This is a genomic window from Corynebacterium sp. HMSC072A04, from assembly GCF_001809235.1.
In the GTDB taxonomy this organism is placed as follows: domain Bacteria; phylum Actinomycetota; class Actinomycetes; order Mycobacteriales; family Mycobacteriaceae; genus Corynebacterium; species Corynebacterium hiratae.
Map to the genome: position 1 here is coordinate 25,753 of NZ_KV796793.1, position 25,973 is coordinate 51,725.

Genomic DNA, 25,973 nt, shown 5'->3' on the forward strand with positions numbered 1-25,973 from the left:
AGACTAGGGTGCTACTTGTCGTTGACAGCAGCCGCTGCGGCATCGGCGAATTCCTGCCACTGTTTGGCCTGGGCACGCAGATCTTCCGCCTTCTTGGTGTTGCCCTTGGCCTCGGCAGCTTCTGCCTGCGCGGTGAAATCATCGACCTTGGACTGGAACTGGGCCACGCGGGCCTGGGCCTCTGGGTCCGTCCGGCGCCATTGTGAATCCTCGGCGTCACTCACGCGCTTTTCCAGCGCCGAGATCTTGGCCTCGTACTCGCGCACCTGGTTGCGCGGAACGAAACCGATCTCCTCCCACTTTTCCTGCAGCTCCCGCAGCTTGGCTTTCGCCGAGTCGATCGACTTGGCGGGATCAATCAGGGAGTCATATTCCGCAATGAGCGCATCCTTGGCGGCGGCGTTCTCTGCGAACTGCTTGTCCCGCTCGTCATTGACGGCGTTGCGGGCATTGAAGAAGTGATCCTGGGCGGCGCGGAAACGGGCCCAGAGCTTGTCGTCGATCTCACGAGGGGCACGGCCCGCAGCCTTCCACTCCGTCATGAGATCACGGTACGCGCGCGCCGTTTCGCCCCAGTTGGTGGAGTCCTTAATAGCTTCTGCGCGCTCTACCAGTTCTTCCTTCTTGGCGCGGGCGGCCGCGCGGTTGCGATCCAGTTCGGCGAAGTGGGATCCGCGGCGGCGGTTGAAGGAGTCACGGGCGCGGGAGTAGCGCTTCCACAGGGCATCATCCGTCTGGCGGTCGATGCCACGGATCTGCTTCCATTCCTCCAAGATGGCGCGCATACGGTCGCCGGCAGCCTTCCACTCCGTCGAGTTGGCGGCGATGTCCTCGGCCTCGGCAGCGAGCTTTTCCTTTTTGGCAATGGCTTCTTCGCGGCGACGAGCCTTGTCAGCCTGTGCTTGCTCACCGGCTTCCACGGAGTGTTCGATGATAGTGGCTAGGCGCTTGTCCAGTGCCGCGATATCACCGATTACTGCCTGTGTAGGTAGGGACTCTCGCAGTTCCGCAGCAGTCGCCTTGATCGACGCAGCATCGCCCGGATGGGCTGTGAGGCGGGATTCTAGCAGTTCGATCTCGGTGGACAGATCGTCATAGCGTGCACCAAAGTGCGCCAAGCCCTCTTCCGGCGTGCCGGCCTGCCACTCGCCGATTTTGCGTTCGCCTTCGGGGGCCTTGACGAATACCGATCCATCAGCATCAACGCGGCCCCACTGGGCCGGATCGTTTTTTGCGGGCTGCACGGGACGTGCTGCCGGAGCAGAGGAAGACGGGCCGGGACGAGCGCCCTTGCGAGGCATGGCTCCAGGGGAAGGAATAGCGGACATGCTAAGAAACCACCTTCGGTATTATCGCGCCGCGCGACACGGCTGCCAGAACTTATGTGACACAACACTACCGTTTCCGCCGCGCAGCCGCGTGTTAACCCCGAAAAACTAACCTTATAGGATGGGAGTTGATGCAAAATCTCATGGTTATGCCAGCCTCACCGGCCTTGGCGGAAGAATTGTCACCGAGCGATGACGCTTCGCGCGCGCTCCTTAGCGCCGCCTGCGAGCTCACACGTGATGCCGCACGCGTCAACGGTAGGGCACCGCTTAAGGTCGACATCGTGGGATCGCGCGATGCGCGCTGGCGTACCGAGCACACGGGAAGTTTGAGAGCGTGGGGCGCACCCCAGGTCGACGTCGGCGGCGGAAACTACCTGCCCGAAATCATGGCCCGCTACGTACTCACTAACGCGCTCGGGGCAGAAAGCAGTCACCACGCTTTCACGGTGGAAGACTCCCGCGCCTCCCTAGGGGAGGTGCGTTCCGGACGTTTCACAATAGTGTGCGTTGATGGCTCTGCAGGCTTGACGGAGCGCGCGCCGCTCGCTCTTGTCGAGGGTGCGCGGGACACTCACCTGTGGTGCGAGAGCGTGCTGGCCGGCGCGGAGGAAGACTGTGACGAAGAGCTGCTCCATTCGACGGGAGTGCTCGAAACGGCACTGTGGGCGCAGCTAGCAGGCGTGCACCCGCATCATGCAGAACTCCGGGCTGCAGATTCGACGTTGGGCGTGGGCCGCTATGTGGCGGGGTGGCAGTGCTAATGCCAGAGACTCTCAGTAGCGGCCCAACCCCGATTGCCGTCGTAGGGCCGACGGCCTCCGGAAAATCAGCACTCGGAGTCGCCTTGGCGCACGAGCTTGACGGGGAAGTAGTCAACGTCGATTCGATGCAGCTTTACCGGGGCATGGACATCGGCACGGCCAAGCTGACGATGGAGGAGCGCGAAGGTATCCCGCACCACCAGCTCGATGTGTGGGACGTGACGGAAACGGCGTCAGTAGCCCGCTACCAGTCCTCCGCCATCGCGGATATAGACAGCATTCGTGGCCGTGGCAAAACCCCGATCCTCGTCGGTGGATCCATGCTCTACGTCCAATCGCTCGTGGACAACTGGCAATTCCCACCCACTGATGCGCAGGTGCGCGCTCGCTGGGAAGCCCGGCGTCAAGAGATCGGCACCGATGCCTTGCACGCAGAACTTGCCAGCGTGGACCCGGCAGCCGCAGCCATCATCGAAGACAAGGACCCACGCCGTACCGTGCGCGCGCTGGAGGTCATTGAGCTCACGGGCAAGCCGTTCAAGGCCAGCCAGCCGCCGAAGAACGCACCGCCCCGGTGGGGTACAAGAATCCTTGGGCTGCGCACGGACTCCAGTTGGCTGAATCCGCGAATCGAGCTGCGCAGTCGCCTCATGTTCGACAAGGGGTTGGTCGAAGAGGTCGAGAACCTTCAGGCGCACGGCCTGAAGGCTGACTCGACGGCGGGGCGGGCCATCGGTTATGCCCAAGTCCTCCAAGCCCAGTGTGGAGAGCTCACCTGGGAAGAAGCGGTGGAGCGTACCATCACTGGAACCCGTCGTTATGTGCGTCGCCAGCGTGCCTGGTTTAACCGTGATAAGCGCATCCACTGGCTGGATGCCGCGGCTGATACGACAACGCAGGCTTTGCGTGTCCTCGAAGAGAGTTAGACTCTACTCCTATGAAGTTTGCTAAAGGCCACGGAACGGAAAACGACTTCGTCATTGTGGAAGGAACCGAGTCGCTACCGCCGGAAAAGGTAGTGGCACTGTGTGATCGCCGCGCAGGGATCGGCGCCGACGGCGTCTTGCGCGTCATACGTGCAGGTGACTTGCTCGCCTCTGGAGAAATCGATGAGCTCGCGCCGGGTATTAACACCGATGACTGGTTCATGGACTACCGCAACGCGGACGGTTCGGTGGCGGAAATGTGCGGCAATGGTACCCGCGTTTTCGCGCATTGGGTGCGCTCCCGTGGGCTGGTGAACACCGATACTTTCACCGTCGGCACGCGCGCTGGGGCCAAGCAGGTCACCGTCCACTCCTTCAACGAGACTGAAGCCGAAGTCAGCGTGGAGATGGGACCTGCACAGGTGCTCGGTGTCTCCACCGCTTCGATGGCGGGGGAGAGCTTCGCCGGGCTCGGGGTAGATATGGGAAACCCTCACCTAGCGGCCGTTATCCCGGGACTGACCGCGGAGGATTTGGCGGCGAAGCGCCTTGAGCAGCCCGTCTTCGATACTGACTTCTTCCCGGCAGGCGTCAACGTGGAGCTGGTTACTCCGCTGCACGATGGCGTGATTCACATGCGCGTCTTCGAGCGCGGCTCAGGGGAGACACGTTCGTGCGGTACCGGAACGGTGGCCGCAGCGTGCGCCGCGCTTGCCGACGCCTCCCACACCACCGGCCGCGTCCGCGTCGTCGTCCCCGGCGGCGAGGTCCAGGTAGAAATCACTGAGGACGGATCTACGCTGACGGGGCCTTCGCGCATCGTAGCCACAGGCGAAACCTCACTATAGGGTTTTCGGGACGGCGTTTAGCGTCCGTCCCCCTTTTTGTAGTTGGTCCCTAGCGCCAAGGCGGCGCGGCGGGCAGCGAGCCACGACTCCTTGAGCTCGGCGGCCCGATCATCGGCCACCTTGAGCAAGGATTCGAGTTCGCTGGTGCCAGTATCTGGCGAGTTAACCCGCGCATCGAGGCGGCGCAAGAAACGCTGCGCGCCATGCATTTTATAGTGGAACGCTTCGATAGTGGGGTTCGTGCAGTCGACGTCGGCAAGCGCTGGGCGGTGGAGCGTGCGGTCCGCCAATGCTTCAGCGTCGTCGCTCGTAGCAAATGTGGCGTAGTCCTCGAGGACGCCCGTGATGTCTTCCACCGTGAGCGCAATGGAAGCCCGCAGCGCCGCATGTTCCGAGGCATCGGGGCGGGCGCCGACAAACAGCCATAGCGCCCCGCAGATAAAGATAGCGAGAATAACTCCCGGCAGCTTCAGCGTCAGAACCAGTACCGTAGCGGTAACCCCGGCAAGGAGCAGGGCAAAACCCTGACGCTGAGATGCGGAAAAACTCATGCTTACGACTCTACGGTATGCCTAGTGGCCGCCGCAGCCTCCAGAGCCGCAGGCGCAGCCGCCGTCGCTGCCACAGCCGCCGGTGGGTAGCGCGATAGAGGCGGTCAGCATCGCCGAACCCGCAAGCACGGAATCCTTCGGCGGCAGCTCGCCAAAGCTCTCCGGCAGACACAGATCGAAGGGGAAGGTGCCATCCATGACGAGGTGCATGAAGCGCTCACCGGTGAGCTGGTTGTGGCGCCACTCGGACTCCATAACCCGAGCGGAAAAAGTGCAGCCCGGGGTAGGGGATTCGGCGCCGGAACCGGCCGCAACAACTGCCGCACCGGTGGATTCAAACGTGGCTGGGTAGGTGCCCTTCTCGGCTTCGTAGGCATCTGCGTTGTCGAACGCGGTGACATCGAGACCCATCGCAGTAAGCTCTACCTGCTGCCACTGCTGGGTGTCCTCATCAGCCAAGAGCGGGCCCTGCGCCAAGTTCGCCGTCGCTTGCGCGAGAACGTTTCCGAAAGGATCGATGATGTCCAGGTAAGCCAAGACATCGTTGATCATAGAGACGTGGGCGAAGCCTTGGGTGACGCCCTCAAACCCAATGAAGGTGGCGAAAGGTTCGACGGCAAGGATATTGAGTTGCGCCCCGGAAGGATCCGAGAACTGAATGAGTTGTCCTCCGCGAACCTCCCCCGTGACTGCCAGCTGGTTGGTCGAAATGGCTGCTTCGACGGCGTCCTGCCAGCGCTCGTAGTTGAGGCCAATGGCCTGCATCTCTGGGTGAGTGGTCTCTTTGACGGTCATGCGGCCCATTGTATCTGGCGCCGCGATGACTCAAAAATGTTGTCGGTGAGCCTTGCCGCCGGGATCGGCACAAGGTCGTGTGCAACGGAGATTCCCTGTTAAGAGGCGTGACGTGCAAGAATAGAAAGCATATGACAAAAGAAACCCATGATGATCTCCTCGCGCAGGCTTTTGGTGAGCCCGCGCCCACCTCACCGGAGCCGACTACCGGTGATCTCGACCTAGCTGAGCGCAACGCCTTCCGCCGAGTAACCCGCGAGACCACCATTCGCGCAGAAGACACCACCGACGGCTACGAAGTGGAGTACCGCAAGCTGCGCCTTGAACAAGTAGTCCTCGTAGGAGTGTGGACTGAAGGCACCGTGGCCGAGGTTGAGGCCACGATGTCGGAGCTCGCGGCGCTCACGGAAACCGCGGGAGCCGAAGTAGTAGAAGCCCTGTATCAAAAGCGCGATAAGCCGGACCCGGGTACCTATATCGGCTCCGGCAAAGTGAACGAGCTCAAGGATATCGTGGCTGCCACTGGCGCGGATACCGTGGTGTGCGACGGCGAGCTAACCCCCGGCCAGCTCTCTGCCTTGGAACGCGCTCTCAACACCAAAGTTATCGACCGCACCATGCTCATCTTGGATATTTTTGCGCAGCACGCCAAGTCCAAGGAAGGCAAAGCCCAAGTCTCGCTCGCGCAGTTGGAATACCTCTATACGCATACCCGTGGTTGGGGCGGCAACCTCTCGCGCCAGGCGGGCGGCCGTGCTGGTTCCAACGGCGGCGTCGGTCTGCGCGGCCCCGGTGAAACCAAGATTGAGACGGACCGTCGGCGTATCCGCACGCAGATGGCGCTGCTGCGGAAGGAGCTTAAGGCGATGAAGACGGCGCGTGAGATTAAGCGCTCGCGCCGTGCGTCATCGACGATCCCGCAGATTGCGATCGCCGGCTACACCAACGCTGGTAAGTCTTCGCTCATCAACGCAATGACGGGCGCTGGCGTGCTGGTGGAGGATGCGCTGTTCGCTACCTTGGACCCCACCACCCGGCGCGCCGAGCTTGCTGATGGCCGCCAGGTCGTCTTCACCGATACCGTTGGTTTCGTCCGCCACCTTCCCACACAGTTGGTGGAGGCCTTCAAGTCCACCTTGGAGGAGGTCCTCGCAGCAGACTTGATGCTGCACGTCGTGGACGGCTCAGATCCCTTCCCGCTGAAGCAAATTGAGGCGGTTAATGCGGTCATCTATGACATCGTGAAGGAAACCGGCGAGGAGGCCCCGCCGGAGATCATCGTCATCAACAAGATAGACCAGGCCGATCCGCTGGTGCTGGCGGAGCTTCGCCACGCCCTTGACCGTGACAACGTGGTGTATGTCTCCGCCAAGACGGGGGAGGGCATCGATGAGCTCACCACGCGCGTGGAGCTCTTCCTCAATTCTCAGGACGAGCATGTGCAGTTGCTCATTCCGTTTACTCGCGGGGACGTGGTCGATCGCATCCATACCCAGGGTACGGTGCGCAGCGAGGAGTACACGGGGGAGGGCACGCTTGTCGACGTCCGCCTGCCCGCCTCCATCGCCGCCGAACTCAGCGAATTTCGCGTGACTGGTGAGGACGCTTAGGTTTCGGTGCTCGCGTGAGCCATAATTATGGTTCGTGAGTAATTTTGGCTGGGCCGTCCACGGGGACGGAAAGACGATTAAGCCGGGCGCGGTTGTCGCACCCGAAGAACGATTGAGCTGGGGCCGCACTATCGGCATCGGCATGCAGCACGTGGTGGCCATGTTCGGCGCGACCCTGCTGGTGCCCACCCTGACCGGATTCCCGGTCAATACCACGCTGCTGTTTTCAGGCTTGGGAACAATCCTATTCCTCCTGATTACCCGCAACCGCCTGCCTTCCTACCTGGGCTCCTCCTTCGCGTTCATTGCACCGCTGAGCGCCTCCCAGCAGTATGGCATTGGCGCGCAGGCAGGTTCCGTCTTAGTAACTGGCCTGGTCTTGGTAGCCATTGGTTTCGCGGTGAAGGCAGCGGGCCGCAAGGTTCTTGACGCCGTCATGCCGCCGGCCGTAACCGGCGCCATTGTGGCACTGATCGGCCTTAACTTGGCACCCAATGCTGCCAGCAATTATTCGAGCCAGCCTCTAGTTGCCACGGTGACGCTGGCGGTCATCATCCTGGCCACCGTGGCCGGTCGCGGCATGGTTTCGCGTCTGTCGATTCTTATCGGTGTCGTCGTCGGCTGGGCTTTCGCGGCGGCCACGGGCAACCTGGGCGAGGGGGCCGTGGAGTCCATCCGCGAAGCAGCCTGGATTGGCTTCCCGCAGTTCCATGCGCCGGAGTTTCACGTCTCCGCCATCGCGGCAGCCCTGCCGGTGCTGGTGGTGTTGATTGCGGAAAACGTCGGTCACGTTAAGGCAGTCTCTGAGATGACCAAGCGCGATCTCGATGATCTCGCTGGCGACGCTCTCATCGCGGATGGCCTGGCCACCTCCTTGGCCGGTGGTTTCGGTGGTTCCGGCACCACAACCTACGCAGAGAATATCGGCGTTATGGCCGCGACCCGCGTCTATTCCACGGCCGCCTACTGGGTAGCTGCTATCACCGCCATCGCTCTGGCCTTCATCCCGAAGTTCGGCGCGCTCATCTTCACCATCCCTACCGGCGTGCTGGGTGGTGCTTGCATCGTCCTCTACGGCCTCATCGGCATGCTCGGCGTGCGCATCTGGATGGACAACAAGGTCAACTTCAACAACCCAGTGAACCTCACTGCGGCGGCAGTGGCGCTCATCGCGGGCATTGGCAACCTCACCCTTGACGTCTTTGGCGTGACGCTGGAAGGTATTGCCTGGGGCTCTGTCGGCATTATCGTGCTCTACCCAGTGATGAAGAAGCTCTACGGCACCATTGGTGAGGGCCGCGGCGCGACGTACTAGAGGCGCTTACGCCGACTAGTGCGGATAAGGGACCGGAGTAAAGGCACCATCTGGACGCGTATTTACGCAAAACCCCAGGTGATTGCGTGCAGAAATCTGTATAAGGTGCGTTTGCTTCGGTCCCTCTGCGGCATGAAGACGCGCATACACATGGTTCCATTCAAACGGTTTGGGTCAGAAGGTTCTCCTGAGGTCAAATGAACCTTCTAGGCACCTCCATATGGTTTCCTTGCCCCCAACAGAACCGTTTGAGTAGAGCCTGATGACTAGAACCTTGTGCTAGACAACCAAGCAACAGAAAGCTCCCGCCACCCTCAGTACAAGAGGGAGGCGGGAGCTCTGCCGTTCTATAAACGGAAAGTGCTTTAGGAAGCGTCGAGGTCCTGCTCGATGAGACCGGCGATCTTCTCCACAGCGGCCTCGTTCTCGGAGGTCACGGTGACTTCGTCGCCCTGCTCGGCGCCGAGAGCCATGATCATGAGGGAAGAAGCGGCATCGGTCTCATCCTCGTCCTCATCGCCAACGAGGGTGAGGAAGATGTCCTCGTCGAACTCAGCGGCGGCGTCAGCGATGATGGAGGCCGGACGTGCGTGCAGTCCGACGGAGGAGCCAACCTTGACGGTCTTAGAAGCCATGATGATAATCCTTTCGAATTACGGTATTTCGTGCTTACAAGTGTACGCGGGTTAAGCGCTAGGCGGCAGCCTTGGCTTTGTCTGCCTTCGCAGCAGCTTCTTCAGCAGCCTTGTTAGGCCAGAATTGCTTCATCGCGATGACTGCAATGGCGGAGACGATGACGCCAGCGAGGATGGCCACGAAGTAAGCCCACGCAGGTTCGATAGCGAAGATAACGAAGATTCCGCCGTGCGGGGCGCGAGACATGACGTCCAAGGACATCGACAGAGCACCTGTTACTGCGCCACCGAGCATCATGGAAGGGATGACGCGCAGCGGGTCGGCAGCAGCGAACGGGATAGCACCTTCGGAAACGAAGGACAGACCCAGCAGCCAGGCGGACTTACCGTTTTCCTGCTCCGCAGGCGTGAACAGGTTCTTGCGTACGAAGGTAGCGATGGACAGTGCAATCGGCGGAACCATGCCGGAGGCCATAACGGCGGCCATGATCTTCATGGAAGCCTCATCACCCGTGGACAGGCCAGCAGTAGCGAAGAGGTAAGCAGCCTTGTTGACCGGGCCACCCAAGTCGGAGCACATCATAAGTCCCAGGATGATGCCCAGAAGGACCGCGGAGGAACCGGACATAGAGGACAGCCAGTTCTGCAGGCCTTCCATGATGGCGGCCAGCGGTGCACCGAGCAGCAGGTACATGAGCAGGCCAGTAACCATCGTGGCGAGCAGCGGGATGATGACCACAGGCATGAGGGAGCCGATCCAGCGCGGGACCTTCCACTTGCCAATCCACATCGCAACGAAGCCAGCGATGAGACCGGTGACCAGACCACCGATGAAGCCGGCGCCCAAGGTAACAGCAATAGCACCGCCGGCGAAGCCCGGCGCGATGCCCGGGCGGCCTGCCAGTGCGAAGGCGATGTAGCCGGAGAGCGCTGCGACGATGAATCCCATCGATGCTTGACCAATCGCGAAGAGCACGGCGCCGATGTATAGGGCGAATCCTGCCTTCTTGAAGGTCATCATTTCGCCATCAACCATGACGTCATGCCCCGGCAGGTTGGTCAACGAGTAATCGCTGGTGATGGCCTGCCAACCGTTGGCCATGTCGTAGCCACCGAAGAGGAAGCCCAAGGCCAAGAGGAGGCCGCCGGCAGCGACGAAGGGCACCATGTAGGACACACCGGTCATGATGGCCTGCTGAATGCGCTTGCCCCAGCCCAGACCTTCGCCTTCTTCCGCGGAAGTAGAGGAGGCTGCGCCTGCTGTGCCTGCGACCTTGTGTGCGTTGGGGTTCTTGGACGCAGCGATAGCTTCATCGAGCATCACGCCCGGCTCGTTGATGGCGCGCTTGACGCCCGATTCAATAACGGGCTTTCCAGCGAAGCGCTCTCGGTCGCGCACACCGACATCGGTAGCGAAGATGACGGCGTCGGCAGCCGCGATGGTGTCTGCAGAAACAGCGGTGTTATTGGAGGATCCCTGGGTTTCTACGGTGAGCTCGACATCGTCGCGCTCCTCGGCGGTTTGGGTGAGGGCGTCGGCTGCCATGTAGGTGTGGGCAATGCCGGTCGGGCATGCGGTGACGGCCACGATGCGGGTCTTCTGTGAATCCGCAGCCTTGCTCGCCGCAGGCGCTGTAGCTGCAGCTGCAGGTTCCGATTCGCTGGCCGTAGCCTTCTTCTTCGGCTTTTCGGCGTTAACCACGTCGAGTACTAGGGAGACGATTTCCTCCTTGGTCTGCGCGGTGCGCAGAGCCTCCAAGAAGTCCTTCTTTACCAGCGCGCGAGCCAGCTTGGAGAGGATCTTCAGGTGTGCTTTACCGCCACCTTCCGGGGCGGCGATGAGGAACACCAGGTGGGCGTCGCCATCGGGGCCGGAGAAGTCCACGCCGCGCGAGAGGCGGGCGAAGGCCAAGGTGGGCTCAGACACTGCGGCGGAGCGGCAGTGTGGGATGGCAACGCCACCGGGGACACCGGTGCCAGCCTTTGCTTCACGCTCGATGGCGGGGCCAGCCAGTTCCTCCACGGAGGTGGCGCGGCCGGTGTCGTGGACAAGCGTGGCCAGGTTGGTAATGACTGTCTCGATGCTGTCACCGAAGTCGGCGTCGAGCGCCACAAGATCGGTGGTGATGAGTTCTGATGACATCGGGTACGTACTCCTCAGTACTGCTAAAAGTCGGTGACGGCCTGAACCGTCGTGTGTTCGATATCTAGTTCTTCAGGGGTTGGTATCTGGGTTCCCGGGAGTGCTGCGGCAGCCGAGCCGTAGGCCACCGCTTGGCGCAGGGCTTCCGAGTAGGAGGCACCCGAGCGGCGGGCGAGGATATAGCCGGAGAGTGAAGAATCACCGGCACCCACGGTAGAGCGCAGGGTAATCGGCGGGGGAGTAGCGGCCCACGCTTCATCGGCAGTGACCAGCACTGCGCCAGCGCCACCCAGGGTGACGAGAACCTCGGGGATGCCGCGCTTGACGACGACCCTCGCGGCCTTGACCACACCGCTAAAATCACCGTTCTCGGCGGCAGCTTCGAGGGCCTGACCATCCACGTTGGCTAGCTGGCCAAGCTCAAGACCATTCGGCTTGATGAGGTCGGGGCTGGCGGTTTCGAGGTTTTCTCCGAGAGCCACCATAGGGGCATCGGAGGTGTCGACGGCTACACGGATGCCGGGGTTGGCTTCGCGCGCGACACAGATGAGCTGCGTGTACCAATCTGTAGGAACGCCTTGGGGAAGAGAGCCCGCCATGACGATCCACTCGGCGTTGGCGCAGTGTTCAGCAACGGCCTGTGCCACGTCTTGCTGAACTGACTCATCGAGCGTGGGGCCGGGACCGTTGAGTTTGGTCGTCCGGCCGTCTGGCTCGGTCAGAGTGGTATTGGTGCGCACCGCGCCGGCCGTGTGTACTGCATGTACGGGGATGGACGCGTCATCAGCAAGGGCCAAGAAAGGATCAGCGGGGGCGGCGGGAAGCAGCGCCAAGCTGTCGACGTTGGCGAGCGTTACGGCATGCGTAACGTTGACGCCTTTACCGCCAGCAACGCTGGAGACAGACTCGGCGCGATGCACAGCGCCGGGCTGGAGCTCTTCGTTCAGGCGCACCGTGGCGTCGATGCTCGGGTTGGGGGTCAAAGTAAGGATCATCGTGGACAATGTCCCCTTTCGCGGAGTGCGTATATTGGGGCAAAAGCGCCGCGGCGGCTCGAACAAGAACTTCGGTGCAGATTGCCCGTGGTCAGCGTGAAACTAATGTTGCTTAATGTTGATTATTGCCCGTATGTGCCCGAATGTCAACGGAATCACTGTGGTTTTCGTTGCATTTTTGACCGACTTGTGATGATCTGGATAGAGAAAACATCGTCTCCGTAAGGATATGTGTCATGGAAAACGCATCCCCATCCACCATTAAAGGCACCGGCGTCGTCGCCGGCGTTGCATACGCTGAGGCGGTGTGGGTCCGCCCACGCCCAGAACTGCCCACGGCGGGAGAAACCGTGCCGGAGGAGCAGCGCGATGCTGAGTACGATCGCTTCCTCGAAGCGGCGGACATTGTTGCCAGCCGCCTTGAGCAGCGTGCAGCTGGGGCTGAAGGCCAGGCTGCTGAGGTTCTCGGTGCTACCGCCGGAATGGTCAAGGACCGAGGTTGGCACAAGGCAGTGCGCAAGGGTATTCGTAGCGGCAAGAACGCCGAGTATGCGGTCGTCGGCGCAACAGACAGGTTCGTCACCATGTTTGAGGCCGCCGGCGGCGTGATGGCAGAGCGCACAACCGACCTCAAGGACGTGCGCGATCGCGTGATTGCACAGCTACGCGGTGAACAGGAACCGGGCCTGCCCATGGTCGAAGGCGAGGCGGTGCTGCTGGCGGATGACCTCGCTCCAGCGGATACCGCTACCTTGGACACTACACATATCAAGGCACTGGTCACCGAGCTTGGTGGGCCGACGAGCCATACCGCAATCATCGCCCGCCAGCTGGACCTCCCGTGCATCGTCGCAGTTGGCGCTGATCTCCGCTCGATTGAAGCGGGAACCCAGATCTTCGTAGACGGTTCGATGGGCACCGTGGCGCTGGGCGCGGATCGCGCTACCTCCCTCAAGGCGGTAGAAGAATACCGCGAGAAGGCAGCGCGGGTGGCCGAGTGGCGTGGCCCTGCCCAGACCAAGGACGGTCATCGCGTGCAGCTGTTGGCCAACGTGGCCGACGGGAACGCGGCTCGCATCGCCTCGGATTCGCAGGCAGAGGGGATCGGCCTGTACCGCACGGAGCTTTCCTTCCTCTCTGCCAGCGAAGAACCGACAGTGGAGGAGCAGGCACGCATCTACGGCAAGGTTTTCAACGCTTTCCCCGAATCCAAGGTCGTCGTTCGAACGCTCGACGCCGGATCGGATAAGCCGATTTCCTACGCCACGTTGGACTCTGAGGAGAACCCAGCCTTGGGCGTCCGCGGTTTGCGTATCGCCCGAAACAACGAGGCGCTTCTCACCCGTCAGCTCGACGCCATCGCACAGGCCACGGAAAAGCGTGCTGATGGTGCTACCACTTGGGTCATGGCTCCCATGGTGGCCACGGCAGTAGAGGCGAAGTGGTTTGCCGAACTGTGCCGTGAGCGCGGGCTCATCGCCGGCGCGATGATTGAGGTGCCTGCAGCGGCCCTGATGGCCGATACCATCATGCCGCACCTCGACTTCGTATCCATCGGTACCAACGATCTCACGCAGTACACGATGGCCGCGGACCGCCTGTCGCCGCAGCTGGCCTACCTGACCGATCCGTGGCAGCCGGCCGTGCTGCGTTTGATCCAGCACACGTGCGTGGTGGGTCGCGATAACAATGTGCCGGTTGGTGTCTGTGGTGAGGCCGCCGCCGATCCCATGCTCGCTTGCGTGCTGACTGGCCTTGGCGTCACCTCACTGTCCGCAGCGTCGACCGCAGTTGCGGGCGTTGGTGCACAGCTGGCTGAGCTCACACTCGAGCAGTGCCAGAAGATGGCGGAGGCGGCTATCAACGCCGAAAGCCCAGCGGATGCGCGATCCGCAGTGATTGCGCTGCTGGAGGAATACCAGACTGCCTCGTAGCTCTAGCTTGGTTTAGGCCGCTGCTGAAACAGGGAGGTGTGGTTCCCCGAGAGGCCCCTCGGGGAACCACACCTCCCTTACGCGGTCTTGGGGTGAAACCGCCTATTTCTCCGAAGCGATAATCACGTCGATGCCGTGCTCGCGCAGGGCTTCGACGTAGGCGGCTGGAGCAGCGGCGTCCGTAATGACGACATCAATCTCATCGAGCGAGGCAAAGCTGACCAGATAGTCATTGCCGAGCTTCGACGAGTCACACAAGACGACGACGCGATGCGCGTTGGTAACAAAGGCCGACTTGATAGCTGCTTCCTGTGAGTCCGCCGTGGATAGCCCATGGTCGATGGTCAGGGCGTTAGTGCCGATGAAAGCAACATCTGCGCGCATCAGCGCCATGGTGCGAAGGGCGGTATCGCCGACGACGGCCTGGGTGATCGCGCGCACCGTGCCGCCTAGGAGCTGCACCTCGGAAACACCATTGCTGGCCAACGAGAGGGCGATCGGTAGGCTATTCGACACAATACTGAACTGGCCAGCAGAATAGCGCTGTCCGATGAGGTCAGCGAGGGCGTTGGTGGTAGTTCCAGCGTCGATGAAGATACTGCCTCCGTCGGGAAGCTGCTCTAGTGCGGCGCGGGCGATAGCCATTTTCGCGCCCGTGGCGGAACGCTGACGAGTATCGAGTGTAAATTCTGCAGTCTGAAATGATTGGGAAGCAACTGCACCGCCATGAACGCGGTGGACAACTCCTTCCCGGTCCAAGACCGCGAGGTCTCGGCGAATCGTCTCAGCGGTAACATCGAAGCGTTCGGAAAGCTCAGTGACATTGACTCGGCCTTCGACGGCGGTCAATGACGCAATTTGTCGGCGACGCTCTTCTGCGTACATAGTTCCTCCCAGTGAAGTTTGCCTGTGGTAGTCGCTGCGCCCGGCGGTGATAATAAGTGGGGCCGGGGCATGTGAGCGAAGAGAGCAACGAATGTTGCGGCGATGCTTCTATTGTCCCACTGAATGCGAACAAAACGGAACCAAACAAATAAAAGCTCACATTGCTGGCGGCAAACGTGCGAGAAAAACAATGTTTATACTGCATGTTTGCAAATGTGTGATGTCGGACGCTTAAACGGCGCGATTCGGGCATGTACACACACAAGGGGGTAAAAAGAAAAAATCCCTCCGTCCAGTTCGCCCGCACCGAGTGGAAATAAGCGGTGGCGTGGGCAACCGGTTGGGGGAGGGATAGCTGTGGCTTAGGGGTGCCTAAAGCTTGCGGAACACCGATACAACCTTGCCCATGATTTCGGCCTCATCGCCCTTGATGGGAGCGTAGGCGTCGTTGTGGGGGAGGAGCCACACTCCAGAAGAATCGCGGTGGAATTCCTTAACGGTTGCTTCTTCGCCTTCGAGGAGTGCAGCGACGAATTCGCCTTCTTCGGCGACGGACTGGGAGCGGATAATAACCCAATCGCCATTGAGGATTCCGGCGTCCTGCATAGAGTCGCCGACGACCTGCAGCATGTAAAGCTCGCCGCTTCCCAGGATCTCACCTGGCATGGGGAAGTAGCCGTCGATGTTTTCTTCGGCGGTGATAGGAGAGCCTGCGGCGATGCGGCCGACTACTGGGATGTAGTTCGGCGTTGCTGCATCCTCGGGGACGTCGGGAGTGGACTGCCCTGCTGTGCTGTTGGCTTGCCCGGTTTTGCGGCCCGGCTTCTTTGGATCGTCGGCGCCGGGGAAGTGGCGCACATCAACGGCGCGCGGCTTGTTTGGATCGCGGCGAAGAAAGCCCTTCTCCTCTAGTTGCTTCAACTGGTAGGCCACGGAAGACGTGGACTGTAGGCCTGTTGCATCGCCGATTTCACGAATGCTCGGCGGGTACCCGCGCAGCATGACAGCGTCATGGATGACTTCCAAGATGCGGCGCTGACGGGCGGAAAGTGAGTCGAGGGTAGGTTGGTCGCTTCGCTTCGGCTTGCGGGGCATTCTTACTCCTAGGGCTATCGGTGTGCGCAAAACAGCGCGTCGGGTTGAGGCGTGCAGGACGCTGGTGGGCATCGCGGTGACGTCTCGTTGGTTGCTCATCGTGGCGTGCGCCGTATTGGTGTTTCCGTTTCCTTTTTAGCACGTAAAGAAAAAATGTTCGACTAACGCCGCTTGGATGTGGACAAACTTTCGAGCGCCTGCTATAAATCGAACATACAGACCAAATCGAACGGTTGGTCGATGGAAGTGTTCGACGATGTCGAACCTCGCTCTTACACTTCAGGCATCACCACAATGAAGAAGAAGTCCTGGAAAGGAACTGTCATGGCCATTGCACTTAATACCAGCTCTGCTCTGCATGGAGTAACTCCCGAGAAGTCCGGAAAGGGTCCTGTGCTCGTCCCGCCCGCGGCCGTGTGGGAACCTGAGCGGTGTCACTCGTTCGCGTTAACGCGTGAAAGTGGTTTGTCGCGTGTTCGAACGCTCGAGCCGAGAGATAGAACACAGGGGCGCACAGATCGAATAGGGGATTCCTCAGTTTCATACCAGCGTGCTGCGTCCCTACCTCGCCGTAGCGGCTCGAACGTAGGTAACTATGTTCTTGGAGCAGTTTTCGGTGCAGCGGTATTTATCGGCACCGTGTGGGGTGGTCTTAGTATTGATGGTGAGGCCCCTAGCGCTAGCGGTGCATCAGCCACAGCGGTTGTTTCTTCGCGCTAGACTTCCCGAGGGGCCGGAAGGCGTCTGCGCAGCGGTCGAGAGGAAGGATACGGCACAGTGTATTGCCCGTTCTGTCACAACGAACAGTCACGAGTGATTGACTCCCGAGTGATCGACAGTGGAACGTCAATTCGCCGACGTCGCGAGTGTGCTGCATGCCGAGGCCGGTTTACCACCATCGAGAAGGCTGTCTTGTCGGTGGTCAAACGTAATGGCTTGGCCGAGCCTTTCAGCCGGGACAAGCTAATCCGCGGCGTGAAGCGCGCGTGCCAGGGGCGGGATGTTAGCGATGATGCCTTGAAAAAGCTTGCGCAAGAGGTCGAGGAAACCGTGCGCAGTCACGGATCGTCACAAGTCAACGCCAACGATATCGGCCTTGCTATCTTGGAACCCCTGCGTGACCTCGATGAGGTGGCCTATCTTCGCTTCGCCTCGGTATACAAGTCTTTTGAGAGCGCCGACGACTTTGAATCCGAAATTCGCCTCATGCGCCGGCGCGACCGCGACAGCTTCTAACGTTTTAGCGCAGCTTGTCCGCGGCTTTTTGGATTCTCCGCACGGACACCGCATGCGCGGTACCCAGGCGTTGTGCGAAGAGCGATACGCGCAACTCCTCGATCATCCAGTAGATGTCCTTGACCTCACGGGTCTTCTCGCGGCCGGCGGGCAGCGTGCGCAAACGATTGTTCAGATATGCCTTCGCTTCGTCGACATCGGCTTGGCGGTCGGCATCCCGATCCGGGTCTAGATTCATGTCCTCGAGCCTGATGCGCGCGGCTTGGATATAACGCGGCAGGTGGCGAAGGTGCTGCATGCCGTGCATAGTGATCGCATTCGGGGGCAACAAGAACTTCAGCTGACCGCGAATATCATCGATTGCCGGCCCCTCCCACTGATTGAGCTCAGCGTTGAGGTTCGAATACTCTGCCAAGCCTGGGGCGATCGCGACCACCGCCTGGCGGACGCGGCCTGGCACCTCCGGTTTAACCGCGTTGAGAAGAGTGGTGAATTCACCAGGACTTCGTACCGGCCCGCCCTTCTCCATCATGATGTCGCGTACTGCGGCGACCCGAGCATCGTTGACGAGACCTTCGGCCCCGCCGTGCGGGTAGGCGTCGACAGCAACCCGCTGCTGCAGGGGCAGGCCCTTGACCATATGCTGCGTGTTTACGGAAATCTCTCGGAGTAGCAGCGTCAGGGTGGTGGTGATCATGGAGGCGTCGGCAGCCGCCTTGGTTGGATGCACCTTCAGCGCCACGCCCTCCTTCGTAGCGACAAGTGCAGGATAAGCGGTGACCTCATGCCCATCAACCACCGTGGTCACTTCCTCATCGATAGCGCCCAGCGTGTCTTCCGACCATTCCTTGACGGAAGCGGATTCGGCGGCGCGGCCGACGCGCGACACGGAGGACGAGATATGCCCGGCTTGGCGTTGCACGAGCGCCTTCAAATCGCGATCGGAATCGATGATCTTGCCCCGCTTGTCCACTGCGGCATAGTTCATGCGCAAATGGGGCGGGAGCTGATCAGGGCGGAAGTCAGCCGCGTTGATGCCCTGGCCGCCCATGTCCCGTAACACAGCTGCGAGCTGGTCGATGAGCGCTCCTTCATAGGGAAGGAGCTTGGGCAAGGCCCGCTCAGCGAACTCGGGGGCCGGAACCACAGTACGGCGCAGCGCTTTCGGTAGCGAGCGGATCAGCTCAGTGACAAGCTCTAGACGCAGGCCCGGCACGAGCCAGTCGAATCCCTCAGTATCCAATCCGGCCAGCAGTGGAACGGGAACCCTGAGCGTGACGCCGTCAAGCGGGTCACCTGGCTCGAACTTATAGGTCAGGTCGTAATCGATGCTTCCCTTCAACCACCGATCCGGGAAGGCGTCCTCGGTGACATCGTGGTCATCCTCGAGAAGTGCTTCTGGGTCGAAGTCCAGAGAATGCTTGTTTTTCTGTTTCTTCCACCACGAGTCAAAGTGCCGGGCAGTGGTCACAGATTCCGGGATGCGCTGATCGTAGAAGTCGAAGAGCGTGTCCTCGTCCACAACGAGGCCGCGGCGCCGTGCTTTTTCCTCGTATTCGGAAGCCTCGGCAAGCTTGCGCTTGTTGTCGTGGAAGAAGTTATGGTGGGTGGTCCAGTCGCCGTCGACAAGCGCATTGCGGATGAACATGTCACGTGCCGCAACGGGATCGACGCGATGGTAGGGAACGGTTCGATCGGCCACCACGGTGACTCCGTAGAGGGTCGAGCGCTGGGTGACTACCGCGGAGCCCCGCTTGCGCGACCACGTCGGGTCCGAATAGTTGTGCTTGAGCAGGTTCTTGGCCAGCTTTTCTACCCAAGCGGGGTCGATGGCCGCTACGTCGCGGGCCCACAAACGTGAGGTCTCCACCAGCTCAGCCGCCATGAGAAATTCTGGCGGTTTCTTTGCTAGTGCTGAACCGGGGAAGATGAGGAAGCGGGTATTTCGTGCGCCAATGAACTCCTTAGAGTTTCCATCGCGTGCGCCGATATTGGACAGCAAGCCAGACAGCAGGGACATGTGGATGTCATCCGCTCGGCGCTCGGTGCTCTCCTGGGCCGTCCAACCGAGCTGCTTAGCGACATCCCTGAGTTGTCGAACCAGATCAAACCACTCGCGGATGCGCATGTAATGCAAGAAGTCTGCCTTCATCCGCTTGCGGAAAGCATTGCCGCTCATCTCATCGCGAGCTTCTTGGACAAAGTCCCACAGGTTGAGCATCGCCATAAAGTCTGAGGACTTGTCCTTAAAGCGAGCATGGGCCTGGTCGGCTTGGGCCTGTTTGTCGATGGGGCGCTCGCGCATATCCTGGATTGTCATCGCGGCAACGATGACCATGACGTCGTGCAGGCATCCGGAGGTGTTGGCTTCAACGAGCATGCGAGCCATGCGCGGATCTACCGGGATGCGGGCAAGATCCCGCCCAATGCGTGTCAGCACCGGTAGCCCGTCTTTCTCCTTGCCCTCGAGTGCGCCCAGCTCGTGGAGGAGGAGCAGGCCGTCACGCACGGCTTTGGGCTCTGGGGCCTGGACGAAGGGGAAATCAGCGATGTCGCCGAGGCGCAGCGAAATCATTTGGAGAATAACGCTGGCTAGGTTAGTGCGCAGAATCTCAGGGTCGGTAAACTCCGGCCGGGAGAGGAAATCCTGCTCGCTATACAGACGGATAGCAATGCCATCGGCCACGCGACCACACCGCCCTGAACGCTGGTTAGCGTTGGCTTGGGAAATCGGCTCGATGGGCAATCGCTGCACCTTAGTGCGGGTGGAGTAGCGCGAGATACGTGCGGTTCCGGTATCCACGACATAGCGAATGCCCGGCACCGTCAGGGAGGTTTCGGCGATGTTGGTGGAGAGCACGATGCGGCGCCCCTTGTGTGAGCGGAAAACGCGATGCTGCTCCTGGTTGGACAGGCGCCCAAAGAGCGGAGTGACTTCCACGTTGCGCCAATGACGCCCCTCAATCGCTTCCATTGCATCGCGGATATCGCGCTCGCCTGGGAAGAAGCACAGGATATCTCCTTCGCCTTCCGCCATGAGCTCCTCGATGGCTTCACACAGGGCGTCCAGTGGATCGAGGTCAATGGTCTTTCCCCCTGACTCGACTTCGAGGGGACGGTAGCGGATTTCTACCGGGTAGGTGCGCCCGGACACTTCGATGATCGGCGCGGGCTTCCCTTCAGCGTCAGCGAAGTGTTCGGCGAAACGCTCCGGATCGATCGTCGCGGAGGTGATAATGACCTTGAGATCCGGACGCTTGGGAAGCAGCCTCTTGAGATAGCCGAGGAGAAAATCGATATTGAGGGACCGCTCGTGGGCCTCATCAATAATGATCGTGTCGTAGGCGTTGAGGAAGCGGTCGCGTTGCATTTCCGCCAGCAGGATGCCGTCGGTCATGAGCTTCACGGCTGTGGTCGAGGAGACACGGTCATCGAACCTGATGGCGTAGCCAACGGAGTCCCCGATTGATTGGCCGAGTTCCTCCGCAATGCGCTCGGCGACGGTCCGTGCTGCGAGTCGTCGCGGCTGGGTATGGCCGATGAGACCCCGGCGTCCACGGCCGAGCTCTAGACAAATTTTGGGAATTTGAGTGGTCTTGCCCGAACCAGTCTCGCCGGCAATGATGACCACCTGATTATTCTCGATGGCCTCGGCGATATCGTCCCGCCGTCCGGTAACGGGAAGCTGCTCGGGGTAGGAAATCGACGGCACGTTTACGTCGATGGCGCTCACTTTTTCCTGGGCAGATGCAATATCAGCCCCGATAGCTGCAAGCGCTTTGGGGGAGCGAGCCTTGCGGAGGCGGCGGCGGAAAGCACGCTCATCACTCAAGGAAACTGTCGTGAGGGCGTTGTAGAGGTCTTCGCGAGTAGCAGTCATAGTCGACCTAGAAGTCTACTCGGAAGTGCTTTTCGCTCACAGGTCGAGGTGGAGAAATTGGTACTCTTGTGGTGACTGTGTGAAAAGAGATTACAGAAGGGCAGAAGTGTATGACCAATCCTTTTGATCCGAAACCGGATGACAACGGCTCCCACGGCGGGTTCGGCAACAATCCGGGAAACAACGCCAATAACTCCTCGGGAAACAATGGCGGCCTGCCGCGGTATGAACCCACCACGCACCCAGAGGATCAGGCTGGCTTCGGCCAGTCCGGCAGTTATGGCAATTACGGTGGCGAGTCCTACGGCGCTCAGCCCTATGGTGGCAATTCCTATGGCGCCTACAACGCCGGTCAGCCGGGATACGCCGGGGCAAGCTACGGAGGCGATTCCGGATATGAGGGCCCTGGTCCGGGCGCCGGCCCTGCCTACACGGGCCCAGTCAGCGCCCTAGAGGCGATCAAATGGGGCTTCAAGGCTGCGCTGGGTAATGCGATGCTGTGGGTGCTGGGTGCTGTCGTGGTGTTCTTTATTCAGGTTATTCCACAAATTGGCATCAGCGTTGGCGAGCAGAACGCCGATGGTACGGGCGCGAGCGTCATGGTGAGCTTCTTCTCCTTTGCCGTGTCTATACTCTCCATCGTTATCTCTTTGATTGTGTACCGCTTGGCCTATCGCGAGATCGATAAGCCAAGCCCCACGTGGGGCACTCTTTTCCAAGGTGTTCGCTGGGTGTCGCCGCTTGTGGTGAACCTGGTCCTGGGTATTCTTGGCGCTATAGCCCTCGTGATTGTTGTCGTCATTGTGTTTGCTGTGGGCTTCGGCGGGGCCTCTGCAATGGATATGCAGAACGTCGAGAACCTCGGAGACGGGGAGATTCTCGCGCTCGTCGGTTCCATCTTCGGTATTCTCGCCGTGCTCATGCTGATCGGGCTATTCATCCTGCCCTTCTTTACCCTCATGCCCTGGTTGGCAGCGGATACCTCCTCAATCGGTGAGGCGTTCTCGCAGGGGCTCAAGCTAGGCAAACAGAATTACAGCCACATCCTGCTGTTCATCGTTCTTACGGCTCTCATGTTTGCCGCGTCCTTCATCACGTTGGGCTTGGCGCTGGTAGTCATCGCACCGGCTATGCAGCTGGCAACCGCGCACCTGTGCCGCCAGTGTCAAGGGCGTTATGCCCCCGCAGCCTAAACACTAAAGGCCACACGTAGCGCATTTAACGCGCGCCGCCGCCCTGACTGTCCTCTTCGGATAGCCCTTTCACAGAGGAGGGCCTAGACAAGGAGGCCGGTCAGTGGCGGCTTTGGCGTTTTGAGTGTCGCGCTGGGGCACGCGTGTTGATCAGAGGGAGCTGACTAGGGAGACGAAAAGAGGTCCCGAGAGCGCTCGACGGCGTCCTCAAATGCGCTGGTGACCAGTGTCCCGAAAGTGCGGTATTCATCGGCGCGGGCGGCAGAGGAGCGAAAAACGAGCCCCACCTGGCGCTCTGCTGTTACCGAAGGGGCAAAGCGAGCAACGGCAAGCTGCGGGTTCTGGCATTCCGTAACGAGTGCGGATTCAGGTAGGAGTGTGGCGCCGAGGTTTCCCATGACAAGCTGCAAAATAGTGGTCAATGACGAGGCGCGCGTGACGGCGTTGGTGGCCTCGGAGGGGTTCACTTTCGCGCGGCGGCACAGGTCGAGGACTTGGTCGCGGAGGCAGTGGCCGTCATCAAGCAAGAGCAAATCGAGATGCTCGAGCTCCGACAGCGTGAGGTCATCGCGCCCTGCGAGTGGATGCGCCGCTGGAGTTACTGCGGTGAAGGCCTCGGTGTAGAGAGGGATCTCCACCATGCCGGGAGCCTCAGTGGGTAGTGCAGCAACGGCTAAGTCAAGGTTTCCTTCGCGCAGCTTACTCAGAAGATGCTGGGTTTGCTCCTCGACGAAGCGGGGCTCCAAATCGGGGTAAGCATCATCGATGGATCGCAACAGACCCGGCAAGATATAGGGCGCGATGGTCGGGATGATGCCGATGGTGAGGGGACCGGTGAGTGTGCCGTTGGCGCCGCGGGCTTGGCTCAGGAAGGCATCGGAGGCTTCGAGGGCCGCCTTTGCATAGGGCAGGAGCATCTCGCCGGTGGACGTCACGATGACCTTGCGGGTGGAGCGTTCAATGAGCTGCACTCCCAGTCCTTGCTCGAGCGCGACGAGGGCTTGGGAGAGCGAAGGCTGGGAGATATCGAGCTTGGCGGCCGCGGAGCCAAAGTGCTTGTTCTCTGCGATCGTGACGAAGGTGCGCAACTGGGCGAGGGTCGGACGATACTCCTTATTGTTCATGCCTATAACTGTAACACTTCTAATTCGTCGGTCCTATTGACGCGCGAAGCCTTCCGTGGCATACTTGGCAGGTGAGCGACCGCGTACCTGCTAAAAGGCAGATTGACGTGTGGTCGTAGAGATTTGCATCACAGTTATGCATTGTTGTGACACTATAAGGAGTTGAGCCTTTAATGCCTATCCTGACCGTTGGCGAGAAGTTCCCAGAGTTCGAGTTGACCGCACTGAAGGGCGGTGACCTCCACGACGTTAACGCTAACCAGCCGGAGGACTACTTCGAGCAGGTATCTCTGGACAAGTACCAGGGAATGTGGAAGGTCGTGTTCTTCTACCCGAAGGACTTCACCTTCGTGTGCCCGACCGAAATCGCCGCCTTCGGCAAGCTGAATGAGGAGTTCTTGGACCGCGATACCCAGGTGCTTGGCGGCTCCACCGATAACGAGTTCGCACACTTCAACTGGCGTGCAACCCACCCGGAGCTGAAGGAAGTTCCGTTCCCGATGTTCTCTGACATCCGCCACGACCTGATCCGTGCCCTTGGTGTGGAGAACGCCGACGGTGTTGCTGACCGCGCAACCTTCATCATCGACCCGGACGGTGTCATTCAGTTCGTGTCCGTGACCCCGGATGCTGTCGGCCGCAACGTTGATGAGGTTCTGCGCGTGCTGGACGCGCTGCAGTCCGAAGAGGTCTGCGCCTGCAACTGGGAGGCTAACGACCCGACGAAGAACATCGACAAGCTCGAGGTTGTTCAGTCCGCTCTGTAAACCAGCAGTAAGCACAACCGCCCAACCTTAAAGGAGTTACATCAGTGTCTATCGAAAACCTGAAGTCCGCGCTTCCGGCATATGCTAAGGATCAGAAGCTCAACATTGGTTCCCTTACACGCACCACCGAGCTGAATGAGGAGCAGCTGTGGGGTAGCTTGGTCGCTGCTGCCGCTGCGACCCGCAATGATCTGGTGCTGTCGGAGATTCTCGAGGAAGCCCGCGAGCACCTCAGTGAGGAAGCAATTGACGCAGCTCTTGGCTCCGCCACGGTGATGGCTATGAACAACGTGGCCTACCGTGCAAAGAGCTGGTTGGGCGATGATTTTGCCCAGGTCAAGTTTGGTCTGCGCATGAATATCATTGCTAAGCCCGGCGTGGAAAAGGCCACGTTTGAGCTGTGGAGCACCGTTGTCTCCGCCATCAACGGCTGCGAGCACTGCCTGTCCGCACACGCTAATACTCTCCTCGAGGAAGGCGTGACCAAGGAGCAGATCTGGGAAGGCATCAAGGTAGCTGGCGTCATCGAGGCCGTGGCCCAGGCGCTGCAGGCCGAAGCTGTACGCTCCGCTGAGTAAAGCCAGCTAGCACTTTCCTAGCTAACCGTAGAGTCCCACTGCCCGCATTTGGCGGGAGGTGGGACTTTCTGTTTTGGGGCCCGTCGGGGAGGGGCGTCGGTGTGCAGAGGGCGCGTGGGACAGTTCTCTTCCTGCCTTTAGCCGACGACCCCGCCGGACGCGACGCCGATGCCATAAGTGACGGCCAGGCCCAGTGCACCACCGATGACGAGGCGGAGCACGGAACGCCCAGTGTTCGTGTCGGCGAGGCGGGCGGAGACGTAGCCTGTGATGGCAAGAGCGACCAAGGTAACGATGGCGACTGTTGCTGCAGCCATGCTCATGGGGGCGAGGAAGATCGACAACAGGGGGAGTGCGGCGCCGGCGAGGAAAGCTATGGCCGACCAGAACGCCGCGTGCCATGGATTTGTCAGGTCTTCGCCGTCGATGCCCATTTCAAGCCGGAGGTGTGCTTCGAGAAGTCTATCCTCGGCAGCGATCTCACGGGCGGCAGTGTCCGCGGTTTCGGTGTGCATGCCGTAGCTGGCGAGCATGGAAACGAGCTCGGCATGCTCTTGTTCGGGGATTTCCGCCAGCTCGCGGGTCTCCTTGTCGATCATCATCCGCTCGGAGTCACGCTGAGCGGACACCGAGACGTATTCTCCGAGCGCCATGGAAGCGGCGCCAGACACGGTGGCTGCCAAGCCTGCGGTGAGGATGGTGCTTGCCGACGCCCCCGAACCCACCACGCCGAGTAGAAGCGCGGCGACAGAGACGATACCGTCGTTGGCGCCAAGAACGCCTGCCCGCAAAGAGTTGAGGCGCGCGTTGTGTGAAGATCCGTGGGGTTCGTTGCCATGGTGGGGCATTGCCAGCTCCTCGATGTCCAGAGTGGCCGCGTCGTGCTCTAGTGCTCTCGCAATTGTCTAGAGAACTTCTTACTCTCCAGTATTGTTGCTGGTCAACGCCCTGTAAAGCGTGTGTAGGCTTAGCTGAATGCAGGGAGCGAAGGCTTAGACAATAGTGCCAGTCCATTCGCCACAGGCGGCGCCATCCACGGACAGCCCCATGGTGAAAACCTGGTCGGTGAGTTCAAAATGAGCCGTTGGCACGGTGACAACGAGCTCCTCGGGGGTGTACGTGTAGTGATAATCGACGGGCCGGTGGGCATCCCTGGTGTCCTCACCAAAAGACGCGATTTCCATGGAGACGAGCTGGTCTCGCTCGAAGTGGATGATGAGTTGAAGATCGAGGGTGTGCAGCTTAAACACGACGTCACGGTGGTGAGGAAGGCCTCCGAGAAGCCAGTGGACCGTGACGGCGTCATCCTGCGTTTCAAAGTGAACGCCCGCGAGGCGAATACTGGTGGCTGGGGAGTCTGGGGTATTCATA

General features: G+C 60.5%; 22 protein-coding genes. 10 read left to right on the forward strand and 12 right to left on the reverse strand.

Translation table 11 applies throughout. The features are described 5' to 3' along the window. Window positions 1–11: 11 nt before the first annotated feature. The gene (locus HMPREF2565_RS07980; protein ID WP_071407116.1) at window positions 12–1,328 is read right to left on the reverse strand and encodes a DUF349 domain-containing protein; all 1,317 of its coding nucleotides are present in this window, start codon (window positions 1,326–1,328) and stop codon (window positions 12–14) included. Window positions 1,329–1,459: 131 nt separating this feature from the next. Here HMPREF2565_RS07980 and HMPREF2565_RS07985 point away from each other — a divergent pair, with 131 nt between their 5' ends. Genes HMPREF2565_RS07985 through dapF form a run of 3 tightly spaced genes read left to right on the forward strand, consistent with a single transcriptional unit; the run spans window position 1,460 to window position 3,866 of the window. Continuing rightward, entirely contained in the window at window positions 1,460–2,092 is a 633-nt protein-coding gene (locus HMPREF2565_RS07985) for a hypothetical protein (protein WP_071407117.1), read from the forward strand. Then, the gene (gene miaA / locus HMPREF2565_RS07990) at window positions 2,092–3,018 is read left to right on the forward strand and encodes a tRNA (adenosine(37)-N6)-dimethylallyltransferase MiaA (protein WP_070700488.1); all 927 of its coding nucleotides are present in this window, start codon (window positions 2,092–2,094) and stop codon (window positions 3,016–3,018) included. The genes HMPREF2565_RS07985 and miaA overlap by 1 nt, the downstream gene beginning before the upstream one ends. A gap of 11 nt (window positions 3,019–3,029) precedes the next feature. Further along, complete coding sequence (gene dapF / locus HMPREF2565_RS07995) at window positions 3,030–3,866, forward strand: diaminopimelate epimerase (protein WP_046648245.1); 837 nt, start codon at window positions 3,030–3,032, stop codon at window positions 3,864–3,866. A gap of 17 nt (window positions 3,867–3,883) precedes the next feature. On the opposite strand, the gene HMPREF2565_RS08000 is transcribed toward dapF, so the two are convergent. Then, window positions 3,884–4,417 carry a hypothetical protein gene (locus tag HMPREF2565_RS08000; protein WP_046648243.1) on the reverse strand — a complete coding sequence of 178 codons (534 nt, stop codon included), beginning with the start codon at window positions 4,415–4,417 and terminating at the stop codon, window positions 3,884–3,886. 21 nt (window positions 4,418–4,438) lie between these two features. Then, window positions 4,439–5,221, reverse strand: a complete 783-nt coding sequence (locus HMPREF2565_RS08005) for a hypothetical protein (RefSeq protein ID WP_046648241.1) — start codon at window positions 5,219–5,221, stop codon at window positions 4,439–4,441. A 122-nt stretch (window positions 5,222–5,343) separates the two neighbouring features. On the opposite strand from HMPREF2565_RS08005, the gene hflX reads away from it, so the two are divergent. Continuing rightward, window positions 5,344–6,822, forward strand: coding sequence for a GTPase HflX (gene hflX, locus HMPREF2565_RS08010; RefSeq protein ID WP_046648239.1), 1,479 nt, complete (start codon window positions 5,344–5,346; stop codon window positions 6,820–6,822). A 34-nt stretch (window positions 6,823–6,856) separates the two neighbouring features. Further along, window positions 6,857–8,137 (forward strand): uracil-xanthine permease family protein, encoded by a 1,281-nt coding sequence (locus tag HMPREF2565_RS08015; protein WP_071407118.1) that lies wholly within the window; start codon window positions 6,857–6,859, stop codon window positions 8,135–8,137. A 365-nt stretch (window positions 8,138–8,502) separates the two neighbouring features. On the opposite strand, the gene HMPREF2565_RS08020 is transcribed toward HMPREF2565_RS08015, so the two are convergent. From HMPREF2565_RS08020 to pfkB, 3 genes are read right to left on the reverse strand one after another with little or no spacing between them, the layout of a single operon-like run. Continuing rightward, entirely contained in the window at window positions 8,503–8,772 is a 270-nt protein-coding gene (locus HMPREF2565_RS08020) for an HPr family phosphocarrier protein (protein ID WP_010190265.1), read from the reverse strand. A gap of 58 nt (window positions 8,773–8,830) precedes the next feature. Beyond that, complete coding sequence (locus HMPREF2565_RS08025; protein WP_071407119.1) at window positions 8,831–10,915, reverse strand: PTS fructose transporter subunit IIABC; 2,085 nt, start codon at window positions 10,913–10,915, stop codon at window positions 8,831–8,833. A gap of 23 nt (window positions 10,916–10,938) precedes the next feature. Then, the gene (gene pfkB, locus HMPREF2565_RS08030; protein ID WP_071407120.1) at window positions 10,939–11,910 is read right to left on the reverse strand and encodes a 1-phosphofructokinase; all 972 of its coding nucleotides are present in this window, start codon (window positions 11,908–11,910) and stop codon (window positions 10,939–10,941) included. A 236-nt stretch (window positions 11,911–12,146) separates the two neighbouring features. Here pfkB and ptsP point away from each other — a divergent pair, with 236 nt between their 5' ends. Beyond that, complete coding sequence (gene ptsP / locus HMPREF2565_RS08035; protein ID WP_071407121.1) at window positions 12,147–13,844, forward strand: phosphoenolpyruvate--protein phosphotransferase; 1,698 nt, start codon at window positions 12,147–12,149, stop codon at window positions 13,842–13,844. A gap of 102 nt (window positions 13,845–13,946) precedes the next feature. Here the strand turns inward: ptsP and HMPREF2565_RS08040 are convergent, their stop codons facing one another. Continuing rightward, complete coding sequence (locus HMPREF2565_RS08040) at window positions 13,947–14,729, reverse strand: DeoR/GlpR family DNA-binding transcription regulator (protein WP_046648229.1); 783 nt, start codon at window positions 14,727–14,729, stop codon at window positions 13,947–13,949. A 372-nt stretch (window positions 14,730–15,101) separates the two neighbouring features. Continuing rightward, on the reverse strand, window positions 15,102–15,824 hold the full coding sequence (gene lexA, locus HMPREF2565_RS08045; RefSeq protein ID WP_071407122.1) for a transcriptional repressor LexA: 723 nt from the start codon (window positions 15,822–15,824) through the stop codon (window positions 15,102–15,104). A 777-nt stretch (window positions 15,825–16,601) separates the two neighbouring features. Between lexA and nrdR the strand changes: the two genes are divergently transcribed. Next, window positions 16,602–17,060 (forward strand): transcriptional regulator NrdR, encoded by a 459-nt coding sequence (gene nrdR, locus HMPREF2565_RS08050; protein WP_046648225.1) that lies wholly within the window; start codon window positions 16,602–16,604, stop codon window positions 17,058–17,060. Window positions 17,061–17,064: 4 nt separating this feature from the next. On the opposite strand, the gene hrpA is transcribed toward nrdR, so the two are convergent. Then, window positions 17,065–20,940 carry an ATP-dependent RNA helicase HrpA gene (gene hrpA / locus HMPREF2565_RS08055; RefSeq protein WP_071407123.1) on the reverse strand — a complete coding sequence of 1,292 codons (3,876 nt, stop codon included), beginning with the start codon at window positions 20,938–20,940 and terminating at the stop codon, window positions 17,065–17,067. Window positions 20,941–21,050: 110 nt separating this feature from the next. Between hrpA and HMPREF2565_RS08060 the strand changes: the two genes are divergently transcribed. Then, on the forward strand, window positions 21,051–22,133 hold the full coding sequence (locus HMPREF2565_RS08060; RefSeq protein WP_070700476.1) for a hypothetical protein: 1,083 nt from the start codon (window positions 21,051–21,053) through the stop codon (window positions 22,131–22,133). A gap of 164 nt (window positions 22,134–22,297) precedes the next feature. Here the strand turns inward: HMPREF2565_RS08060 and HMPREF2565_RS08065 are convergent, their stop codons facing one another. Continuing rightward, window positions 22,298–23,257: a hydrogen peroxide-inducible genes activator gene (locus HMPREF2565_RS08065; RefSeq protein ID WP_071407124.1), complete on the reverse strand. Its 960-nt coding sequence runs from the start codon at window positions 23,255–23,257 to the stop codon at window positions 22,298–22,300. 173 nt (window positions 23,258–23,430) lie between these two features. On the opposite strand from HMPREF2565_RS08065, the gene HMPREF2565_RS08070 reads away from it, so the two are divergent. Together HMPREF2565_RS08070 and HMPREF2565_RS08075 are read left to right on the forward strand one after the other, a co-directional pair. Then, window positions 23,431–24,024 carry a peroxiredoxin gene (locus HMPREF2565_RS08070; RefSeq protein WP_046648222.1) on the forward strand — a complete coding sequence of 198 codons (594 nt, stop codon included), beginning with the start codon at window positions 23,431–23,433 and terminating at the stop codon, window positions 24,022–24,024. Window positions 24,025–24,068: 44 nt separating this feature from the next. Then, complete coding sequence (locus tag HMPREF2565_RS08075; RefSeq protein ID WP_046648220.1) at window positions 24,069–24,602, forward strand: alkylhydroperoxidase, AhpD family; 534 nt, start codon at window positions 24,069–24,071, stop codon at window positions 24,600–24,602. Between the two features lie 137 nt (window positions 24,603–24,739). Here HMPREF2565_RS08075 and HMPREF2565_RS08080 read toward each other — a convergent pair whose 3' ends face one another. Beyond that, the gene (locus HMPREF2565_RS08080; protein ID WP_071407125.1) at window positions 24,740–25,450 is read right to left on the reverse strand and encodes a VIT1/CCC1 transporter family protein; all 711 of its coding nucleotides are present in this window, start codon (window positions 25,448–25,450) and stop codon (window positions 24,740–24,742) included. Window positions 25,451–25,594: 144 nt separating this feature from the next. Further along, a complete protein-coding gene (locus HMPREF2565_RS08085; protein ID WP_046648216.1) occupies window positions 25,595–25,972 on the reverse strand; it encodes a hypothetical protein in 378 nt (125 codons plus the stop codon). Between the last annotated feature and the right edge of the window lies 1 nt (window position 25,973).

Coding starts and splice junctions, on each gene's coding strand:
- HMPREF2565_RS07980 (WP_071407116.1), bottom strand. CDS start 1,328: ATGTCCGCTATTCCTTCCCCTGGAGCCATGCCTCGCAAGGGCGCTCGT.
- HMPREF2565_RS07985 (WP_071407117.1), top strand. CDS start 1,460: ATGCAAAATCTCATGGTTATGCCAGCCTCACCGGCCTTGGCGGAAGAA.
- miaA (WP_070700488.1), top strand. CDS start 2,092: ATGCCAGAGACTCTCAGTAGCGGCCCAACCCCGATTGCCGTCGTAGGG.
- dapF (WP_046648245.1), top strand. CDS start 3,030: ATGAAGTTTGCTAAAGGCCACGGAACGGAAAACGACTTCGTCATTGTG.
- HMPREF2565_RS08000 (WP_046648243.1), bottom strand. CDS start 4,417: ATGAGTTTTTCCGCATCTCAGCGTCAGGGTTTTGCCCTGCTCCTTGCC.
- HMPREF2565_RS08005 (WP_046648241.1), bottom strand. CDS start 5,221: ATGGGCCGCATGACCGTCAAAGAGACCACTCACCCAGAGATGCAGGCC.
- hflX (WP_046648239.1), top strand. CDS start 5,344: ATGACAAAAGAAACCCATGATGATCTCCTCGCGCAGGCTTTTGGTGAG.
- HMPREF2565_RS08020 (WP_010190265.1), bottom strand. CDS start 8,772: ATGGCTTCTAAGACCGTCAAGGTTGGCTCCTCCGTCGGACTGCACGCA.
- HMPREF2565_RS08025 (WP_071407119.1), bottom strand. CDS start 10,915: ATGTCATCAGAACTCATCACCACCGATCTTGTGGCGCTCGACGCCGAC.
- pfkB (WP_071407120.1), bottom strand. CDS start 11,910: ATGATCCTTACTTTGACCCCCAACCCGAGCATCGACGCCACGGTGCGC.
- ptsP (WP_071407121.1), top strand. CDS start 12,147: ATGGAAAACGCATCCCCATCCACCATTAAAGGCACCGGCGTCGTCGCC.
- HMPREF2565_RS08040 (WP_046648229.1), bottom strand. CDS start 14,729: ATGTACGCAGAAGAGCGTCGCCGACAAATTGCGTCATTGACCGCCGTC.
- lexA (WP_071407122.1), bottom strand. CDS start 15,824: ATGCCCCGCAAGCCGAAGCGAAGCGACCAACCTACCCTCGACTCACTT.
- hrpA (WP_071407123.1), bottom strand. CDS start 20,940: ATGACTGCTACTCGCGAAGACCTCTACAACGCCCTCACGACAGTTTCC.
- HMPREF2565_RS08060 (WP_070700476.1), top strand. CDS start 21,051: ATGACCAATCCTTTTGATCCGAAACCGGATGACAACGGCTCCCACGGC.
- HMPREF2565_RS08065 (WP_071407124.1), bottom strand. CDS start 23,257: ATGAACAATAAGGAGTATCGTCCGACCCTCGCCCAGTTGCGCACCTTC.
- HMPREF2565_RS08070 (WP_046648222.1), top strand. CDS start 23,431: ATGCCTATCCTGACCGTTGGCGAGAAGTTCCCAGAGTTCGAGTTGACC.
- HMPREF2565_RS08080 (WP_071407125.1), bottom strand. CDS start 25,450: ATGCCCCACCATGGCAACGAACCCCACGGATCTTCACACAACGCGCGC.
- HMPREF2565_RS08085 (WP_046648216.1), bottom strand. CDS start 25,972: ATGAATACCCCAGACTCCCCAGCCACCAGTATTCGCCTCGCGGGCGTT.